At 67.2% G+C, this 15,286-nt stretch carries 11 protein-coding genes; 1 reads left to right on the top strand and 10 read right to left on the bottom strand.

Annotated elements, in window-relative coordinates:
- The 6 genes from rpoB to G6N57_RS31190 all read right to left on the bottom strand — a co-directional run bounded on the left by rpoB (position 1) and on the right by G6N57_RS31190 (position 8,421).
- Positions 1–3,510, bottom strand: coding sequence for a DNA-directed RNA polymerase subunit beta (rpoB, locus tag G6N57_RS31165; protein ID WP_036441400.1), 3,510 nt, complete (start codon positions 3,508–3,510; stop codon positions 1–3).
- Between the two features lie 535 nt (positions 3,511–4,045).
- Entirely contained in the window at positions 4,046–5,131 is a 1,086-nt protein-coding gene (locus tag G6N57_RS31170; protein ID WP_077742254.1) for an ABC transporter ATP-binding protein, read from the bottom strand.
- A 201-nt stretch (positions 5,132–5,332) separates the two neighbouring features.
- On the bottom strand, positions 5,333–5,722 hold the full coding sequence (gene rplL / locus G6N57_RS31175) for a 50S ribosomal protein L7/L12 (RefSeq protein WP_036441406.1): 390 nt from the start codon (positions 5,720–5,722) through the stop codon (positions 5,333–5,335).
- An 84-nt stretch (positions 5,723–5,806) separates the two neighbouring features.
- Positions 5,807–6,334, bottom strand: coding sequence for a 50S ribosomal protein L10 (gene rplJ, locus G6N57_RS31180; protein ID WP_077742256.1), 528 nt, complete (start codon positions 6,332–6,334; stop codon positions 5,807–5,809).
- A 281-nt stretch (positions 6,335–6,615) separates the two neighbouring features.
- On the bottom strand, positions 6,616–7,671 hold the full coding sequence (locus tag G6N57_RS31185) for an IS110 family RNA-guided transposase (RefSeq protein WP_077741413.1): 1,056 nt from the start codon (positions 7,669–7,671) through the stop codon (positions 6,616–6,618).
- 297 nt (positions 7,672–7,968) lie between these two features.
- Positions 7,969–8,421, bottom strand: coding sequence for an anthrone oxygenase family protein (locus G6N57_RS31190; protein ID WP_234815766.1), 453 nt, complete (start codon positions 8,419–8,421; stop codon positions 7,969–7,971).
- Positions 8,422–8,496: 75 nt separating this feature from the next.
- Here G6N57_RS31190 and G6N57_RS31195 point away from each other — a divergent pair, with 75 nt between their 5' ends.
- Entirely contained in the window at positions 8,497–8,949 is a 453-nt protein-coding gene (locus G6N57_RS31195; protein ID WP_077742258.1) for a winged helix-turn-helix transcriptional regulator, read from the top strand.
- Here the strand turns inward: G6N57_RS31195 and G6N57_RS31200 are convergent.
- The 4 genes from G6N57_RS31200 to G6N57_RS31215 are packed head-to-tail and all read right to left on the bottom strand — an operon-like array spanning position 8,850 to position 15,268.
- A complete protein-coding gene (locus G6N57_RS31200; protein ID WP_077742260.1) occupies positions 8,850–9,746 on the bottom strand; it encodes an ROK family protein in 897 nt (298 codons plus the stop codon). The genes G6N57_RS31195 and G6N57_RS31200 overlap by 100 nt on opposite strands.
- Before the next feature lie 9 nt (positions 9,747–9,755).
- Entirely contained in the window at positions 9,756–10,373 is a 618-nt protein-coding gene (locus G6N57_RS31205) for a DUF7158 domain-containing protein (protein WP_077742262.1), read from the bottom strand.
- Positions 10,370–14,497, bottom strand: a complete 4,128-nt coding sequence (locus tag G6N57_RS31210; protein ID WP_077742264.1) for a glycoside hydrolase family 38 N-terminal domain-containing protein — start codon at positions 14,495–14,497, stop codon at positions 10,370–10,372. The genes G6N57_RS31205 and G6N57_RS31210 overlap by 4 nt, the downstream gene beginning before the upstream one ends.
- A gap of 18 nt (positions 14,498–14,515) precedes the next feature.
- A complete protein-coding gene (locus G6N57_RS31215; protein WP_077742266.1) occupies positions 14,516–15,268 on the bottom strand; it encodes an endonuclease/exonuclease/phosphatase family protein in 753 nt (250 codons plus the stop codon).
- Positions 15,269–15,286 lie beyond the last annotated feature (18 nt).

Here is a 15,286-nt window from a genome sequence, read left to right on the forward strand (position 1 = left end):
TCAGGCGAGGTCTTCGACTGAAGCGGACTCGTTGCGCGACAGGTTGATTCCCAGGTTCGCGGCAGCGCGCTCCAGGTCCTCGTCGTCACCGTCACGCATCTCGATCGCAGCGCCGTCGCTGGAGAGCACCTCGACATTGAGGCACAGCGACTGCAGCTCCTTGAGCAACACCTTGAACGACTCCGGGATACCGGGTTCGGGGATGTTCTCGCCCTTGACGATCGCCTCGTACACCTTGACCCGGCCGACGGTGTCGTCGGACTTGATGGTCAGCAGCTCCTGCAGGGTGTAGGCGGCGCCGTAGGCCTGCATGGCCCAACATTCCATCTCACCGAATCGCTGGCCACCGAACTGCGCCTTACCGCCCAGCGGCTGCTGGGTGATCATCGAGTACGGGCCGGTGGAGCGGGCGTGGATCTTGTCGTCCACCAGGTGGTGCAGCTTCAGCATGTACATGTAGCCGACCGTCACCGGGTACGGGAACGGTTCGCCACTGCGGCCGTCGAACAGCGTCGCCTTGCCGTCGCTGTCCACCATGACGTCGCCGTCACGGTTGGGCAGCGTCGAGCCCAGCAGACCGGCCAGCTCCTCTTCGCGGGCACCGTCGAACACCGGGGTGCTCACGATGCTGTCGACCGGAGCCGAGTACAGCTGCTCGGGCAGCTTGGACGCCCATTCCGGGGTTCCCGCGGCGACGTCGATATTCCAGCCGGCCTTGGCCACCCACCCGAGGTGGGTTTCCAGGATCTGGCCGATGTTCATACGACGCGGCACACCGTGGGTGTTCAGGATGATGTCCACCGGGGTGCCATCGGGCAGGAACGGCATGTCCTCGACGGGCAGGATCTTGCCGATGACGCCCTTGTTGCCGTGGCGTCCGGCGAGCTTGTCGCCGTCGGAGATCTTGCGCTTCTGGGCCACGTAGACGCGGACCAGCTCGTTGACGCCGGCAGGCAGCTCGTCGTCGTCCTCGCGGGAGAACACGCGGATGCCGATGACCTTGCCGGACTCACCGTGGGGCACCTTCAGCGACGTGTCGCGAACCTCGCGGGCCTTCTCACCGAAGATGGCACGCAGCAGGCGCTCCTCAGGGGTCAGCTCGGTCTCACCCTTCGGGGTGACCTTGCCGACCAGGATGTCGCCGTCGCGGACCTCGGCGCCGATGCGGACGATGCCGCGCTCGTCGAGATCGGCCAGCACCTCATCGGAGACGTTCGGGATGTCCCGGGTGATCTCCTCGGCGCCCAGCTTGGTGTCGCGGGCATCGATCTCGTGCTCTTCGATGTGAATCGAGGTGAGCACGTCCTCTTCGACCAGGCGGTTCGAGAGGATGATCGCGTCCTCGTAGTTGTGGCCCTCCCACGGCATGATCGCCACGAGCAGGTTCTTGCCAAGGGCCATCTCACCGTTCTCGGTGCACGGACCGTCGGCGACGACCTGGCCGGCCTCGACACGCTGTCCGGCGTCCACGATCGGACGCTGGTTGGCGCAGGTGCCGTGGTTGGACCGGGCGAACTTGCGCATCCGGTAGGTGTGCCGGGAGCCGTCGTCGGCCATCACGGTGATGTAGTCGGCCGAGACCTCCTCGACGACGCCCGCCTTCTCCGAGACGACGACATCGCCCGCGTCGATCGCGGCACGCAACTCCATGCCGGTACCGACCAGCGGGGCCTCGCTGCGCACCAGCGGAACCGCCTGGCGCTGCATGTTGGCACCCATCAGGGCGCGGTTGGCGTCGTCGTGCTCGAGGAACGGGATCATGGCGGTCGCGACCGACACCATCTGGCGCGGCGAGACATCCATGTAGTCGACGTCGGACGGGGCCACGTTCTCGACCTCGCCGCCCTTACGGCGCACCATCACGCGGTCCTCGGTGAAGCGACCGTCGTTGTCGATCGGCGAGTTGGCCTGCGCCACGACGTGGCGGTCCTCCTCGTCGGCGGTCAGGTAGTCGATCTGGTCGCTGACCACACCGTCGATGACCTTGCGGTACGGCGTCTCGATGAAGCCGAACGGGTTGACCCGGGCGTACACCGACAGCGAACCGATCAGACCGATGTTCGGACCCTCAGGGGTCTCGATCGGACACATGCGGCCGTAGTGGCTGGCGTGCACGTCGCGGACCTCAAGGCCGGCACGCTCACGGGACAGACCGCCGGGGCCCAGCGCCGACAGGCGGCGCTTGTGGGTCAGACCCGACAGCGGGTTGTTCTGGTCCATGAACTGCGACAGCTGGCTGGTGCCGAAGAATTCCTTGATCGCCGCCACGACGGGACGGATGTTGATCAGGGTCTGCGGCGTGATCGCCTCGACGTCCTGGGTGGTCATGCGCTCACGCACGACGCGCTCCATGCGGGACAGGCCGACCCGGATCTGGTTCTGGATCAGCTCACCCACGGTGCGCAGACGACGGTTACCGAAGTGGTCGATGTCGTCCACCTCGACCGGGACCTCGACGCCGCCGGGGACGGTCATCGTGGTCTGGCCCTCGTGCAGACGCACCAGGTACTCGATGGTGGCGACGACGTCTTCCTCGGTGAGGGTCGACGACGTGATCGGCTGGCCGGCGTTCAGGCCCAGCTTCTTGTTGACCTTGTAGCGGCCGACGCGGGCCAGGTCGTAGCGCTTCTCCTTGAAGAACAGGTTCTCCAGCAGGGTCTGCGCGGACTCCTTGGTCGGCGGCTCGCCCGGACGCAGCTTGCGGTAGATGTCCAGCAGCGCCTCGTCGGGACCGGCGGTGCTGTCCTTCTCCAGGGTGCCCATCATGATCTCGGAGAAGCCGAAGCGCTCGGTGATCTGCTCGTTGGTCCAACCCAGCGCCTTGAGCAGCACGGTGACCGGCTGGCGGCGCTTGCGGTCGATACGCACACCGACGGTGTCGCGCTTGTCGACGTCGAACTCCAGCCACGCACCGCGGCCGGGGATCACCTTGACGCTGTGCAGCGTCTTCTCGGTGGACTTGTCGATGCTCTCGTCGAAGTACACACCGGGAGAACGCACGAGCTGGCTCACCACGACACGCTCGGTGCCGTTGATGATGAAGGTGCCCTTCTCGGTCATCATCGGGAAATCACCCATGAAGACCGTCTGGCTCTTGATCTCACCGGTGTTGTTGTTGATGAACTCGGCCGTGACGAACAGCGGGGCCGCGTACGTCATGTCCTTGTCTTTGCACTCGTCAACCGGCGCCTTGACTTCGTCGAAGCGCGGGTCGGAGAAGCTCAGCGACATCGAGCCCGAGAAATCCTCGATCGGGGAGAGCTCTTCGAGCACCTCTTCGAGGCCGCCCTTGGGGTCGGTCTCACCGCGATCGACGGCCTTCTGCCGCCATTCGTCCGAACCCACGAGCCAGTCGAAAGAATCCGTCTGAACGTCGAGCAGCCCCGGAACCTCAAGCGGTTCGCGGAGCTTGGCAAAGGAAACTCGGTTTGGTGCTCCTGGGACGGAGTTATTGGTGTTAGCGTTCGCTGTGCTCTGGCTAGAGACTGCCAAGATGCATCCTTCCAGCACCTCATGCGACTTTTGAAAAGACCACCGAGGGCCGTCCTTCTGAGCCGCGATTCTGCGTCGGTTCGGCTGGCTGTTTCCTACTTCAGCTCGTCCAGAACCCCATACGCACGGCACTAAGGACTAGGTGCTGAGCAATGCTCAGGCTAGAACACTATGTGCAGGTCAGGTGAGATGGGCAGGATGCAGCCAGCGCAACGTCCAACAATAGCGCAGAACGGCGCATTCCTCAACCACCACACATCCACTGTATGAAACGGGTAACCCGGCGCTGGCTGGCGTCCCTAAACCCGTCACACATGCTGCCCAACAGATTGGCCTGTCCGTGGCCGTCCGTCAAGAGGTGACGCGCGGTTCGGTGCGGCGAACTCTCCCCGCAACTGCAGCTCCCGCAAACGCCCGGCCGAGCGGTGGCCACGGCACGACTCACACCGCGCCGAAATGAGCGAACTGCCCTGAGGGAACAACTGCCGAACCCGCCCCAGACCGCGACATGAATCAGGCCGGACCCATGGGGCCCGGCCTGATTCATCCAAACTCAGCTCTGGTGAGGTACCTCGATGGCGCCGGTCGGCGCATCGTCCTCGACCGCGCGGTGGTGGCGCGTGGTGGGCTCGTCGCCGAACTCGTGCACCGGCAGCCTGTGCGTGCCTTCGAGGTCGTCCAGGATCGCGGCCTGCGCGGCAGGCGGCAGGGTGTGCAGGATCTCGCGGACCCTGGCCTGACGCCGGCCCACACCCTTGCGCTCGGGCATCCCGGGTGTCGCGGTGAGCTGCGGCGGCACGCCTTCGATCTCCTCCACGCCGCCGTCATGCTGACCGGCGTCCAGCATGGCCTGCTCGGCTGCCGCGGTGGCCTCGTCCTTCTCCTCGGACATACCGATCGGACCGATGCGGCGACCGTTGAGGAACTGCTTGACGACGGGCTCTTCGCTGGTCAGCAGCACCTCGCGGGGGCCGAACATGACCAGCTGCTTGCGGAACAGCATGCCGATGTTGTCGGGCACGGTACGGGCGATGTTGATGTTGTGCGTCACGATCAGCACCGTGGCGTCGATCTGCGCGTTGATGTCGATCAGCAGCTGGCTCAGGTAGGCGGTACGGACCGGGTCCAGACCGGAGTCCGGCTCGTCGCACAGGATGATCTGCGGGTCGAGCACCAGGGCGCGGGCCAGGCCGGCACGCTTGCGCATACCGCCGGAGATCTCGCCGGGGAACTTGTGGCCGTCATTCGGCATACCGACCAGGTCGAGCTTCTCCATGACGATGTTGCGGATTTCGCTCTCGCTCTTCTTCGTGTGCTCGCGCAACGGGAAGGCGGTGTTGTCATAGATGTTCATCGAGCCGAACAGCGCGCCGTCCTGGAACAGCACACCGAACAGGGTGCGGATCTCGTAGAGCTCCTTGGCCGAGCACTCGAGGATGTTCGTGCCGTCGATGACGATGGAGCCGCGCTCGGGGCGCAGCAGACCGATCAGGGACTTCAGGAACACCGACTTACCGGTACCCGACGGGCCCAGGAGCACGCTGACCTCGCCAGCGGGAATCGACATCGTGACGTCTTCCCAAATCTTTGACGATCCGAAAGATTTGCTCAGCCCCGTCACATCGATCTGGACGCCCATAAAGATCCTTCCGCCTACGGCTCACCCCGCCACCTGCTGCGGCCTGTGGCTTGAGTCACCATAGCGCACGCAGCACGGACCACACATGCATGTCTCCCAATATCCGGGAGTACCCAGGCCCTGGCCGAACCAATCCGCCCATACAAGCAAAGAACCCCCGAATCCGTGGGGATTCGGGGGTTCTTGCGGTCCGGTTTCGGACTACTTGACGGTGACGGTGGCGCCGGCAGCCTCGAGCTTGCCCTTGGCGTCCTCGGCGGCCTCCTTGGAGACCTTCTCCAGCAGCGGCTTGGGAGCGCCGTCGACCAGATCCTTGGCTTCCTTCAGGCCCAGGCCGGAGACGATCTCGCGCACGACCTTGATCACGCCGATCTTCTTGTCGCCGGCACCCTCGAGGATGACGTCGAACTCCGACTGCTCCTCGCCGGCCTCGGCGGCAGCGCCACCGGCAGCGGGGGCGGCGGCAACGGCGACCGGAGCGGCAGCGGTGACCTCGAAGACCTCTTCGAACTGCTTCACGAACTCAGAGAGCTCCAGCAGGGTCATTTCCTTGAACGCGTCGAGCAGTTCGTCGGTGGACAGCTTGGCCATGTTTATGGTCCTTCCTGATTTTTCTTACAGATGTTGGGTGGATTGTGCGGTTGCGATTGAGCAGCAGTTCAAGCGAAGCGGCTGCTACGCGGCTTCCTCGGCAGCCTTCTTTTCCTGCAGCGCCGCGGCGAGGCGGGCAACCTGAGAAGCGGGCGCGTTGAACAGGCCGGCGGCCTTCGACAGGTTGCCCTTCATGGCACCTGCCAGCTTGGCGAGCAGAACCTCGCGCGACTCGAGGTCGGCGATCTTCTCGACCTCGGCCACGGACAGCGCCTTGCCGTCCATGTAGCCGCCCTTGATGATGAGCGCCTTGTTGTCCTTGGCGAACCTCTTGATCGCCTTGGCGGCGTCAACCGGCTCACCCTTGACGAACGCGATCGCCGTGGGACCGGCGAACAGCTCGTCGAGACCTTCAATGCCTGCTTCGGACGCGGCGCGCTTCACCAGAGTGTTCTTGGCGACGGTGTACGAGGCGGAGTCGCCGAGGGAACGACGCAGCTCAGCCAGGTTCGCCACAGTCAGCCCGCGGTACTCGGTGACGACGGTGGCCGTCGACGCCTTGAACTGCTCAGCAATGTCGGCAACCGCCGTGGCTTTGTCAGCCTTGGCCATGCATGCCTCCTTGTGGTGGGTATCGGGCGCTCCACCAACTTGGGGCCGTGAAATGACGAACGCCCCGACGCAGACAGGTCGGGGCGCAGAGATATCCAGCACGAAACTGGTCTAGCCTCGTCCTCCTGCGTGGGCCGCCGGGACATTTCCCGGACCTTCAACCGATTGGCGCGAACGCTCATCGGTGACCGACGGTCTTCGGTGGAACCCGACCAGAGTAGCCGAACACCTACCAATCAGCCAAAACGGGCGCCTTCAGCACCGCGAGCATTGCTCCTATGTCAAGCGGCGGCTGGGTGTGGGTCGTTGAGGCGGGTTTGTTCGTCGGTGTGGAGTCGGTGGTAGACGGTGCGGGCGAGGCGGCGTTTGAGGCAGCGGAGGGCTTCGGTTGATGAGTCGCCGTGGGCGAGGCGTTTGCGGTAGTAGAGCTGTCCGGGGCTGTTGGCGATGCGGATCTGGGTGAGGGCGATGCGGTAGAGGGCGGCATTGAGTTGGCGGTTGCCTGAGCGTGTGAGGCGGACGCGTCCGGCGGTGTTGCCCGACCACACGGGGATGGGGGCGGTGCCGCTGTGGCGGGCGAAAGCCGCCTCGTTTTTGAACCGCTTTACGCCGGCGGTTTCGCCGACGAGTTTGGCCGCGGTCAATTCACCGCAGCCTTGAAGGGCCAGCAGTTCGGGGGCGACATCGTGGACGTGCTGGCCGATTCGAGCGGCGAGGGCGTTGACGGTGTCGGTCAGGCGGGTGATGTCGTCGAGTTCATCGCGGGCCAGCTCGGCGAGCAGTCCGTGCAGGGTGTCGAGCCAGTTGCCCAGCTCGGCACGGGTCTTGGCCCGGTCCAGGGCACCGCGTTTGGGGGTGCGGGCGGGGTCGAGTTCATGGATTCGTCCCAGCAGTCGGTTGATTGTTGAGGTCCGTTGAGCCACAAGGTCTTCGCGGCGATCCACCAGTAGTTTCAACTCCCGTGACACCTCGTCGTGGGCGGCGACGGGCAGATCGGGATACCGCAGCACTGCGTGTGCGACGGCCAGAGCGTCGATCGGATCGGACTTGCCGCGGGTGCGGGCGCAGGCTCGGGTCTGGGCCATCAGTTTGGGCGCTACCCGGACCACCCGTTGGCCCGCTGAGAGTAAGTCGCGCTCGAGGCGGGCCGAGAGATTGCGGCAATCTTCGACGCCCCAGAGCAGGTCTTGGCCGAACTGGCTGCGCGCCCACTGCAACGCCGTGTGGTGCCCGGCGGTGGTCGCGGGGACGACTTTTTCACCTAGTTTGGCGCCGGCCTCGTTGACTGCGACGAAGGTGTGGGTGCGCTTGTGTACGTCGGTGCCAACAATCACCATGGACAGTGCCTTCTTTCATCAAGAGGTGGATGAGTGAAGGTTGGGCCGGCCGGCGGACACATCTCAGTGGGGGCGGTGCCACGCTCCTATCAAGTCACGCCGGTCGGTCCTTCCCACCTGATGTCGGCAGAATGCTCGAATGCCAACCCAGACGGATGGCAGTGCGTGTTTGAGCCAGACACCAGGTGGAAAGAACCCAACCACCGCAACAGCGGCAATCACCACATTGACACTGAGTGCGTGTCTGTCCCCCGCCACGCCGTCATCAACCAGCAGTATGCGCACGCTCGCGGCCCGTCAGCGCGCGCCGGCCAGCACCAGGCAGACGAATGCGGCTGCCAACAGTCCGACCCTGACCCAATGCAGGCGGTCCCAGCGGTTGACCAGTTCGTGGAACTGCCCGGAATCCGCGCCACCGTCCCCGTCGCCGCCGAATCCCGCCGCCACGCGGTTGTTGATCGGCACCAGCGTGGTGAGGGTCAGCAGGATAACCAGCACCATCAGCACGACCGGCGTGATGAGCAACGGCCCGGGACGCAACACCGCGGCCGCGATCATCAGGGCCACCGATATCAGATACCAGAACGGCATCGCCGCCCCGAGGATCCGCGCGCCGGTGCTGCGCGCCTGTCGGTAGGCGGCGTCGGGCAGCCGCTGCAGGATCGGGTTGGTGAATGCGGCGACGCCGAACTCGACGCCGAGCAGCGGGCCGGTGACGATGATGGCGAGCATCTGCACGATTTCCTTCACATCATCGAGCCTGGTCAGTACGCTGACAAAAAACAAGGTACTGACAAATTAGTCAGCATACGGAGGTCCGGGACGATGGCGGTTTCCAAGAAGGAGGTCGGCGAGTGCCCGATCGACGCGACGCTGTCGGTCATCGACGGCCGCTGGAAGGGCACCATCCTGTGGCGGCTGGCCGACGGGCCGATGCGCACCGCCGAACTGCGCCGCAGCATTCCCGACATCACCGAGCGCATGCTCATCCGGCACCTGCACGATCTGGTCGACGCCGGGATCATCGATCGCCACGACGCGGGCACGGTGCCGCCGTGCGTGCACTATTCGATCTCCGAGTACGGCATGACCCTGGCGCCGGTGCTGGCGGCGCTGTGCGATTGGGGCCGCACCCACATGGAGATTCAGCGGACCGAGCGGGAGACCAAGAAGCGCAGTCAGCCGCGGACCAGAGCCGCCGCGCCGACCAGGCCGGCGTCCCCGCCCAGTTCGGCAGGCACCACGCGCAGCCCGCGCAGGAATTCCAGCCCGGCATAGTCGGCCAGCGCTGCCCGCAGCGGGTCCAACAGCAACGGCCCCGACTTGGCCACTCCCCCGCCGATCACCACCAGGTCCAGGTCGCACACCGCGCCCACCGAGGCGATCGTCGCCGCCACGGCACGCGCGCCGCGCCCAAATGCTTTGAGCGCCCACTCATCTCCCTGAGCCGCCGCATCGCCGAGCGCCTTGGCGTCGGTTCCGTCCCACCCATGGCGCCTGGCCCACCGCACCATGCTCGGCCCGGAGGCGATGGTCTCGACGCAGCCGTGCCCGCCGCACGTACAGGGGTCGCCGTCGTCGGGAGCGACGACGACGTGGCCGACATGTCCGGCGTTGCCGGTCCGGCCGTCATACGGCGCGCCGTCGAGTACGAGTCCACCACCGACTCCGGTCGACACCACCATGCCGAGCAGGAACTGTGCACCCCGGCCTGCGCCGCACCATTGCTCGCCGAGCGCCATGCACAGCCCGTCGCCGCCGAGCCGTACCGGCAGGCCGGTGACGTGAGCCACCCGCTCGACGATCGGGAAGTGTTGCCACTGCGTGATATTGATCGGGCTGACGGTGCCGGTGGGCAGATCGATCGGCCCGGCGGAGGCGACGCCGACGCCCGTCGCGGCCGTGCCTGCGGCCTGCATGGTCTCGCGGAGCAGTTTCTCCACGACGGCCCACACGGTCTCGGCGTCACCGTCCGGGGTCGGCAGCTGGGCCCGATGGACCAAACGCCCGTCGTGATCCACCAGCCCGACGGCGATCTTGGTGCCGCCGATGTCGAGCGCGAGGGTGACAGTCACGTGGCGCTCCTAGTGCTTGTGCGTGTTGTCCGGCTGGCGGGGATCACCGGGATGTTCATACCCGGGTGCCAGCTCCACCAGGTCCGCGCACCGCGCGTCGAGCCATTGCCGGAAAGCCTGCCTGCGCGCGGCGGCCCGGAGATGGGCGGCGATCCGATCGCGGGCCTCATCGAGGGACGGGGTGAGCGGATGCCTGCGCCATCCGTGCGACCCGGCCTGAGCCTCGGCGAAGCGCAGCGGATTGCGGGCGTGATAAGCGGCCACCTCGGCATCCGAAACCTCAACCGCGGCAGTGACATCGGCAAACAACGCGCGAGCGGTGGGCGTGCCCAGCACAGCCGCGGCGACACTGCCGATCTCCAACCGGGCGGCGGTGTCGGGCAACACCTCGTCGAGACCGGGGACATCGAGATCAGACAGTCCGCGTGCGGTGGCCTCGCCGTCGACCACCCGTTCGGCCACCACGAGTTGCGTCAGCCAGCGACGCAGCTGACGCCCCTCGCTGGTTCCTGGACGCGGCAGCGCCGAGGCCCGGTTGCCCGCTCGCAGCGCGGCTTCCCGCTCGTCGATCTCCTTGGTAGACACCGGTTTTCCGGCCACCTGCGCCGCCCACGCCACCTGGTTCATCGCACCGTGACCTTGACCGCGGGCGAGTAGATCAGGCGCCCGGCACATCCGACCCGGATCAGCGCCCACCACTGTCCCGGCTCGACCCACGACGGGGGCGCCACGTCGAACCCGATCTCTGCGGTACCACCGGCGGGAACTTCGACACCTGCGGCCGCCGGACCCATCCACTCCCACGTTCCCCACGGGCTGATCAGGTGGGCCTCGGCCGCCAGGTCGGCACGTGCGTCGGTGCCGATCGTGATCGACAGTCGCGCGGTCTCCCCGGCCTTGACGTCGACGGGCTGCGGCTCGGCCACCAGTTTGAGTACCTGGGCGCCGGGCTCGCCGACGGTGACGACGCACACGTCCTCGACGACCTGCCGCCACGACGGCGGTAGCGCCGAGCCGCCTCCGGTTACGGCGAGTTCGGCACACAACGGGTACAGGCCGGGCTCGGCATCGGGCGGGATGCTCAGCACCACATCGGTTTCCAGGTGCTCACCTGGTGGCAGCACATACGGCAGCTCCGCGGGTTGCACCTCCCACTGCGGCGGGCCGTACACCCTCACCCGCCCGTGCAGCGCGTCGTCGGTGCAATCGCTGGCCGCGGTCAGGCGCACGATGACGTCTGTACCGGGTTGCCCGACAACGCTTTCCGGATGCAAATAGGCGACGGCCGGCAGACCGCCCAGCGGTGCCGGGCCGCGATTGTGCAGCCAGTACCTGGCGTACAGCGGCTGCGCGGCCTCGGCTTCCGGCGCCAACCGCCGGTGTTCGGCACGCACGACCTCGGGCAGGTTCAGCTGGGTGGACACCGTGGCGATCTGGTAGCCGTGCAGCGTCAGGTCTGACGGCTGCTCGGGCTCGAGCTCCTCCAGGAGATTCAGGGTGGCGGCGGCGGAGAGCGTGCGCAGGCCGGACCGGAGAGTGACCTCTGTTGCACTGCCGGTGATCTCGACCAGACGCGCAGTGACACCGTCGACCGGTTCAGTGCTACGCACGCTGCCCGAAGCCAGCGGATTGCCCGTGGCCTTGAGCGCGCCGAGCTGTACGGCGCGGGCCGGTTCGATCTCCAGCAGGGATCCCCACGGGGGCAGACCGCCGCCTGCGGCGGAGTCGACGACGACCGGCTGCAGCGGCCGGTTGAACTCCGCGGCACTGGGTGCGACGCCGGCGGAGCGCCAGTCCCCCGCACCGGCGACCAGCGCGTAGTCGAATGTGTGTGTCCAGTGCTGCAGTTGGAAGTTGGATCCGTCCGGTGCCGTGCGGCGCGGCGGGTCGATCCAGGTGCCCGACGGCCACCCGGTGCACGACCGCATGAGCGACGTGTGCAGCGTGCCGTCGGGGTCGACGGCGAAGCTCGGTACCCCGCGGTTCAGCAGCGCGACGGTGCGGGCCTCGAACGGCTCGGCCGGTCCCGGGGCCCGCTGGGTGACGACGATTTCCGCGTCACCCAGGTCATCGACCACGGCGTCGAGATCGCCGGCCAGGATGAGGACCGGAAGGGTGCGCACGCCGCGCAGGTCGGCGCCGGGCACCCAGTGCTCGGTCAGCGGGGCGGCCGCGGGCACCCACACCCGGGCCGATCCGGTGGCATCGATCTGACGTTTGAGTTCATCGGTGTACGCGATGTCCGCCTCGGCGAGAACAGCTGCGGTGAACGGGTTTTCCTCCGGGCCGCCGAGCGTGAACCGGGTATCGGGCAGGTTGGAGTCCACGCTGAGGTCGCCGTATCGCGGCTTGTCGGCGGCGCTGCAGGTGGCCGTGACGCCGGCCCGCACCAGGGCGACCATCAGATCGCGCGGATTCACCCCGTCGGGGGCCACCACCTCGGCCACCGAGACCGCCCGCACCGCCGCGCCGACGCGGACCCGCACCGCCGAGGACAGCCCGAACCAGCCGTAGGCGGGGTTGTCCAGTGTCCATGGGTGTTGCGCGGCGTCCACGGCGTGCGGGGACGATCCGTCGTGCATCAGCCCGAAACCCCGGCCGATCACCGCGTCGCCGACCTCGCTCACCGGCAATGCCCCGGGGACCGGGCAGGGCCACCGCAGCCGGACCAGGCGGTCCGCGCCGACGAACTCGTCGATGACGGTGCGGCAGTCGACGCGGTCCATCCCGGACCACAGCGTGATGATCTGGGTGTAGCGCAACAGGCCTGGAATGCGACCTTGCACGATCACCCGCTGCCCCAGCGCGCTCCGATAGCTCTTCACCTCGTCGGCCGGGCCGGCCGACGAGCACACCACCGGCCCCGTGGGCAGCAGGTGCCACGGCCCTTCACCGGCCTCGGGATGGGCCGAATACTCGTCGTAGACGGCCAGTTCGTTGCCGATGCCGCCGTCGGCGATGAGCTCGCGTCCGTCGTCCACGAGCGAGCACACCCCGCCGCCGCGGGCCGCGTCGACGCGCAGCCGGTACCGGACGTTGGCGATCTCGTCCCCGGCCATCGGCTCCCAGCCGCTCGCGGTCCCGGTGACGAATCGGTAGGACCGCCAGCCCAGTGACGGCACGTCACGGGCCAACCAGCTGACCGTGGTTCCGTCATGTTCGACGAGAACCGCCACCTCGTTGCCGTCGCTGTCGAGCACTCCGCCGGAGAAGGGTTCCTGCAGGTGCACGGTGACGATGTCGGTTCGGCTGTGCGCCAGGGCATTCCACACGATGACCGATCCGTCGACCGCCTCGGACAGCAACCCGAGTGCGTTGTCCCGGGCGGTGACGCCCAGCTCCCAGGCGTCGCGCCAGCCGGTCAGCAGGTCGAGGTAGACCTGATCGGATTCCGAGCCGGTGATCGCGTCGTGGTGTGCCCCATAGGCCAGTTGCACCCAGGCCTTGGCCATGGCGGCGTGCGGGTAGTCCGCACCGCCGAGCAGACCGGCGAACACGGCGAACCGCTCGGCGTCGAGCACCGCATCCTCGGCAGCCCGGTTGGCCTGTTTGGTGTCGATGTAGGAGACGTCCTTGCCGGTGTAGATCGGGTTCATGTCGCGGGTCTGCGGGGACGGGGTGATCCCGCGCTCGTCGACTTCGGCCCGCACCGCGCTGAAGAACTCGGACGGGAGCGCACACACGAACTTCGGCCACACGTAGCGCGAATTCCAGTCGCGGTGGATCTGGGTGACCCACTTGTTGGGCGGGGTGTAGTCCGTGCCGACCGGGAGGAGCACGTTGCGGGTCAACGCAACTCGCTTGAGTTTGGTGAACAGCGTGTAGGTGGACTCTTCGGCCTCGGCCAGCGACGCCGCCGAGTCCATCCACCACCCGGCCGAATAGTGCGCGGGCATGTAGTGCGTGAGCAGTCCCCGGCCCGAGGGCGCGATCCACTCGAACTCGCTCGCGAACTGCATGCGCTCGGGGTCGCCGTCGTTCTGCATGGGTCCCCACTGGTGATGCGGCCCGCGCGCCCACGAACTGGAGGTCAGGCCGACGTCGGCAGCCATCCCCGGAAACTGCGGATCGTGCCCGAAGACGTCGAGCTGCCAGGCGGTGGCCGGGTTGGCGCCCAGCACGTCACGCTGAAAACCCATGCCCGACACGAAGTTCCGGATCGCGGTCTCGGGGCTGGTGAGGTTGGTGTTCGGCTCGTTGTAGGTGCCGCCCATGATCTCGACGCGCCCCTCGGCGAGGAACCTTCGCAGGTCGGCCCGGTCTTCGGGCCGGGCGTCCCAATAGGGCTTGAGATAGTCCACCTCGGCCAGCACGAACTTGTATTCCGGCTCGCGCCGGGCCATCTCCAGGTGGGCGGCGACCAGATCGAATCCGTTGGTCTGGCGGCACTGGCCGGGCGGGTCCTCGGTCCACACGCTGGTGTAGGCGGCCTGGGTGTTCCACCACACCGGGTCGTAGTGGAAGTGGCTGATCATGTACATCGTCCAGCCGGGTTCGGCGACGGTGAAATCGAAGTCGACGGAGTCCACGCGTGCGCGCCGGATCTCGCCGGGTACGCCGCGCTCGACATCCACCGGCACCTCGACGGTGCCGTCACCGGCGGCGGCGGTCGCCTCACCGGAGATTCCGTCTCCGGTGACCCGAACGGGCGTAAGTGAGGCGCAGTCCTGGTATCGCACCCGAACCAGCTGCCGAGGGGCGTCCTCCGGCCCGGCAAACAGCTCCGTCGTCTCCGCTGACGTGACGTGCATCTGCAAAACCCTACGACCTCAAGGCGTCGAAATGTCGACGACTAGCGCCCGATGATCCGAAATCGGCAGGTGCGGTGCGGCGCATGCGACGGCGGACAGCGCGGGGTCGTCGGTGAGGATGTGGTCGAGCTGGGTCGCCGGCGCGTCGGCGGGAAACGTCGGTGCGGCCCCGAGCGGGCGCCAGTGCACCGGCGCTCCGGAGTTCAGGTCTCCCATGAGAACCCTCGGCCCCGGAAAGCCGCTCAGATCCCGGACCAGATGGCGCAGTTGCACCCGATTCCACCCGGGCACGAACGACAGGTGGGTGTTGGCCACGGTGAGCGGGCCCAGCGGCGTGTCGATGCGGGCCACCATCGCGGCCCGGGGTTCTTCGTGGACGATCCTGAACCGGCGGATGCCCGCGACGTACATCGGGAACCGGACCGGTATCCGCGGCAGCCGCAAGACCTGCCAGTTCTCGACCGGGTAGCGGGTGAGCAGGGCGATGCCGTAGGCGGCGGTTCCGGGCTGTTCGCGTCCGGTCGCGGCCATCCAGGTGGCGCCGGGCGTTCCGGAGATCGCGGCGACGAACCGGTGGTGCACGGCGTTCATCGCGCGGGCCGCGACGGCGGTCAGGTCGGCCTTGCCCGAACGCGGCTGGTCCAGGTCCACCTCTTGCAGCGCGAGGATGTCGGCGTCGAGTTCGGCCACGGCGGCCGCCAGTCTGCCCAGGTCGACGTCGCCGTCGTGGACACTGCGTCCGTGCAGGATGTTGAAAGTGGCCAGCCGCATGGGTACTCAGTACCCATA

The sequence above is a fragment of the Mycolicibacterium boenickei genome, assembly GCF_010731295.1.
Lineage (GTDB): Bacteria > Actinomycetota > Actinomycetes > Mycobacteriales > Mycobacteriaceae > Mycobacterium > Mycobacterium boenickei.

Coding starts and splice junctions, on each gene's coding strand:
- rplJ (WP_077742256.1), bottom strand. CDS start 6,334: ATGGCCAAGGCTGACAAAGCCACGGCGGTTGCCGACATTGCTGAGCAG.
- G6N57_RS31185 (WP_077741413.1), bottom strand. CDS start 7,671: ATGGTGATTGTTGGCACCGACGTACACAAGCGCACCCACACCTTCGTC.
- rplL (WP_036441406.1), bottom strand. CDS start 5,722: ATGGCCAAGCTGTCCACCGACGAACTGCTCGACGCGTTCAAGGAAATG.
- G6N57_RS31205 (WP_077742262.1), bottom strand. CDS start 10,373: ATGAACCAGGTGGCGTGGGCGGCGCAGGTGGCCGGAAAACCGGTGTCT.
- G6N57_RS31170 (WP_077742254.1), bottom strand. CDS start 5,131: ATGGGCGTCCAGATCGATGTGACGGGGCTGAGCAAATCTTTCGGATCG.
- G6N57_RS31210 (WP_077742264.1), bottom strand. CDS start 14,497: ATGCACGTCACGTCAGCGGAGACGACGGAGCTGTTTGCCGGGCCGGAG.
- G6N57_RS31195 (WP_077742258.1), top strand. CDS start 8,497: ATGGCGGTTTCCAAGAAGGAGGTCGGCGAGTGCCCGATCGACGCGACG.
- G6N57_RS31215 (WP_077742266.1), bottom strand. CDS start 15,268: ATGCGGCTGGCCACTTTCAACATCCTGCACGGACGCAGTGTCCACGAC.